At 69.4% G+C, this 3,763-nt stretch carries 3 protein-coding genes and 2 pseudogenes; all 5 read left to right on the top strand.

Features of this window, described 5'->3' with window-relative positions; translation table 11 throughout:
* Positions 1–308, top strand: a pseudogene (locus tag K4G59_RS19675) (SAF domain-containing protein); the annotation flags it as partial.
* A 4-nt stretch (positions 309–312) separates the two neighbouring features.
* Complete coding sequence (locus K4G59_RS19670; protein WP_231252761.1) at positions 313–1,074, top strand: hypothetical protein; 762 nt, start codon at positions 313–315, stop codon at positions 1,072–1,074.
* Positions 1,071–2,549, top strand: coding sequence for a TadA family conjugal transfer-associated ATPase (locus K4G59_RS19665; RefSeq protein WP_231252760.1), 1,479 nt, complete (start codon positions 1,071–1,073; stop codon positions 2,547–2,549). Before K4G59_RS19670 ends, K4G59_RS19665 begins: the two co-directional genes overlap by 4 nt.
* Positions 2,550–2,728: 179 nt before the next feature.
* On the top strand, positions 2,729–3,403 hold the full coding sequence (locus tag K4G59_RS19660) for a type II secretion system F family protein (protein ID WP_231252759.1): 675 nt from the start codon (positions 2,729–2,731) through the stop codon (positions 3,401–3,403).
* Positions 3,400–3,763: pseudogene (locus K4G59_RS19655) on the top strand (hypothetical protein); the annotation flags it as partial. The gene K4G59_RS19660 and the pseudogene K4G59_RS19655, both read left to right, overlap by 4 nt.

Genomic DNA, 3,763 nt, shown 5'->3' with positions numbered 1-3,763 from the left:
CCACCACGGAGACGGTTCCCGGGGACGGGGCATCGATCGTCGGGGTTGCCCTCTCGCCAGCCCAGTCACCGGGAATGGCGCTGCAGGCCGGAGACCGGGTGCGGCTCGTGGTTACCCCGCCCCCGGGTGGTGAGCAGTCGTCGGGCCCTCCGGCGTTCAACGATGCCGAGGTCGGGGGGGTCAGCTACGACGCCGAGAGCGGCGTCTTGGTCGTCGACGTTCTGGTCTCGCATGCCGATGCCACCGTCCTCGCCGCACGTGCCGCCACGGGCAACGTCGCGCTCGTCCTCGATTCGCGGGAGAGGTGAGGTCGTGGCCGTCATCGCGCTCACCTCGGCGTCCGGTTCGCCGGGTGTCACCACGACCGCATTGGGCCTGACGCTCCTCTGGCCGCGACCTGTGCTGTTGGTCGAGGCCGATCCGACGGGTGGCTCGGGGGTTCTGGCCGGCTTCTTCCGCGGCGCACGGGAGTATGACTCAGGGCTGATCGAGCTCGCCTTGTCGTCCTACGACATCACCGACGCACTGCCGGGTGTGGTCCAGCGCTTCGAAGGCTCCACGGCGGGGTTCATCGCTGGCACCCGATCTCACGCTCAGTCCGCGGGCCTGCGCGACTTGTGGCAGCCACTTTCCGAAGCGTTGACCGATCTCGACGCGACTGGTCAGGACGTGATCGTCGACGCCGGACGTCTCGGTCTGGTCGGGTCGCCCGAACCGCTGCTCGCGAACGCAGACGTGTCTCTCCTTGTCACCCGGACCACACTCCCAGCGCTTGCTGCGGCGCGATCGTGGTCCGATACGGTGCGGAAGGCCGCCGCATGGCGTGATGCATGCGTCCTGCTCGTGGGCGAGGGCCAGCCCTACTCCCGCAGGGAGGTGGCGTCCGTGCTGGGGCTTCCGGTGGTGGGCGCTGTCGCCGTCGACAGGGACGCCGCAGCTGTCTATCACCGTGGAGCCGCTCCCCCTCGCCGCTTCGAGACCGGTCCGCTTGTACGGAGTCTGCAGGCGGCAATCGAGGCGATCCGGGCACGCATTGCCAGCGAGCGCATCGAGCTGGCGGAGGCCACTCGATGACCAGCCGGGCTGAGATCGACACCCCCGTCGAGGCGGCCGACGTCGCCAAGCTGCCGCTGTTCGCGCAACCCATCCCGCCGCTCAAAGGCCCCGTGGTTGAACGTGAGCTAACAGGCGTCAGCCCCCCGTATCCGTCACAAGCACCGAACCTCGACTGGGGTTTGGTGGCCGCACTGCGTGCTCAAGCCTCCGAGCAGCTGAGCCAGTCGATCGCTGCCGATCGGGCTCGTCTTGGTCCGGCATCGCAGCAGGAGCTCGGCCGCTCCATCGTGCTGGAACTGATCGACAGCGCACTGGCGGACGAGGTCAACGCCGGTGGCACAGCCTGGACGATCGCCCATCAGGACGCCATGGCCCGTGCGGTCTTCGACGCACTGTTCCGGCTCGGTCGTCTCCAGCCCCTCGTGGACGACGACCGGGTGGAGAACATCATCATCACCGGGCACGACCGAGTCATGCTCGAGCTCATCGATGGTTCCCTGACCCGAGGAACAGCGGTCGCGGACTCCGACGAGGAGCTCATCGACTTCCTGGTCTTCCTCGCCTCCCGTAGCGAGGTGAACGCCCGCGGCTTCTCCGCGGCCCAGCCGAAGCTGCACCTGCGCCTCGACGGCGGCGCCAGGCTCGCCGCCGCGGCGTGGGTGACGCCTCGACCGTCGGTCGTGATCCGCCGCCACCGCTTGATGAGCATCACCCTCGACGAGCTCGTCGACCGAGACATGCTGTCACCGGTCGCGGCCTCCTTCCTCCGCGCCGCCGTACGTGCTCGCAAGAGCATCGTCGTGTCTGGCAGTCAGGGAGCCGGCAAGACCACCCTCGTGCGCGCCTTGTGTGCCGAGATCGACCCGCTCGAGGCCATCGGAACGTTCGAGACCGAGTACGAGCTGCACCTCCACGAGCTCGATCGCCACGAGATCGTCCACGCCTGGGAGGCCAGACCTGGCTCCGGCGAGCGGGGTCTCGACGGCAGGCAGGCCGGGGAGTTCACCCTCGACGAGGCCCTGGTCGATTCCTTCCGCTTCAACCTGTCGCGCCAGATCGTCGGCGAGGTCCGAGGCAGGGAGATCTGGGCGATGATCAAGGCGATGGAGTCCGGTACTGGCTCCATCTCCACCACCCACGCCTCGAACGCGGTGGCAGCTGTCCGCAAGTTGGTCACCTGTGCGATGGAGGCCGGGCCGCACGTCACCCACGGCTTGGCGACCAGCAAGCTCGCCGCCACGATCGACCTGATCGTGCACCTCGACCTGCGCACGACGGCCTCCGAGGGGGCCTCCCATCGGCATCGCCAGGTCGCCGAGATCATCGCCATTGAACCGGGTGAACGCGACACCGGCTACGCCACCACGCACGTCTTCACCGCCGACCGCAACGGTAGGGCCGCGCCCGCGGTGTTGCCCGACGCCTACCGGAGTCTTGCCGCTGACGGCTTCGACCTCTCCGGCTTCCTCGCCCAGCAGGACGCGCGGTCATGATCGTCCTCGTCCCTGCACTCAGTGGCGCGCTGATCGTGGCCGGGATCCTTGGACTCGTCGCAGGACTACGACGTGTGGAGATCCCCGCGCCCAAGCCATCGACGGCGCGTCGGGTGTGGCTCGGTGGCATGTCCCGGCGAACGCGGACCCTTCTGGCGGCGGGTGTGGTGTCCGGGTTGGTGGCATTCTTGGTCACCGGGTGGGCGCTCGCCCTCGTCGCCCTCCCGGTCGCTGTCGTCGGTCTGCCGACGCTGCTCTCCTCGCCGCCCGCAGCTGCTCGCATCCGCCGGCTGGAGGCGATGGAGGAATGGACCCGCGCCCTGTCCGGCGTGCTGACGGTCGGCGTCGGTCTCGAGCTGGCCCTCGTGGCCACGTTGCGGTCGACCCCGGACGCGATCGCTCCCGAGGTCACTCGCCTGGTGGCTCGGCTGCGTGCGCGCTGGGTCACCGAGGACGCCATCCGTGCCTTCGCCGACGAGCTCGACGACGCCACCGGCGACCTCGTCGCTGCGAATCTGATCCTCGGTGCTCGCCGACGCGGCGCAGGGCTGGCAGCCGTGCTCGAAGGACTGGCCGAGTCGGTCGCTGCCGACGTACGCGCCCGCCGCCAGGTCGAGGCCGACCGGGCCAAGCCTCGCTCGACGGCACGGTGGGTCACCATCATCAGCGTCGGGGTCCTCGTGATCCTGGCGGTCTCGGGGACGTACGTCGAGCCGTACCGCAGCCCGTTCGGTCAGGTCATCCTCGCGGTCCTGCTTGCGGCCTACGTCGCCACACTCGTGTGGATGCGGCAGATGGCGACTGGTCGTCCACTTCCCCGCTTCCTCGACCACCAGCCGGGAGCGAACCGATGACGACCGGGCTGCAGCTCGCGCTGCTCGCGGGAGCCATGGTTGGGCTCGGCGTCGTCCTCCTGACGGCCCGACTGATGCCAGTCGAACCCGACCTCGCCGACGCCCTCCGCCGCTTGACGCCGACCCGCGCCCCCCGGGCAGAGACGTCAGGATCCGCGGCCGCAGGCAAGGAACGCATCGGGGTCTGGGCGATCCGCGCGCTCCCGCCCGGCGTGTGGGTCCGCACCCCCACGCGGGAGCTGGCGCTCCTGCGAGTCCCGCTCGCACGGTTCTACGGGGACAAGATCGTCTTCGCGTTCCTCGGGTTGCTCATCCCGCCCCTTTTGGCCGCCTTCCTCGAGTTCCTCGACCTCGGGCTCC

Origin of the sequence: Nocardioides furvisabuli (assembly GCF_021083185.1) — a bacterium.
Taxonomy (GTDB): Bacteria; Actinomycetota; Actinomycetes; order Propionibacteriales; family Nocardioidaceae; genus Nocardioides; species Nocardioides furvisabuli.
The sequence above is the reverse complement of the archived record's forward strand: the minus strand, read 5'-3'. Positions and strand labels throughout refer to the sequence as shown.

Coding starts and splice junctions, on each gene's coding strand:
- K4G59_RS19665 (WP_231252760.1), top strand. CDS start 1,071: ATGACCAGCCGGGCTGAGATCGACACCCCCGTCGAGGCGGCCGACGTC.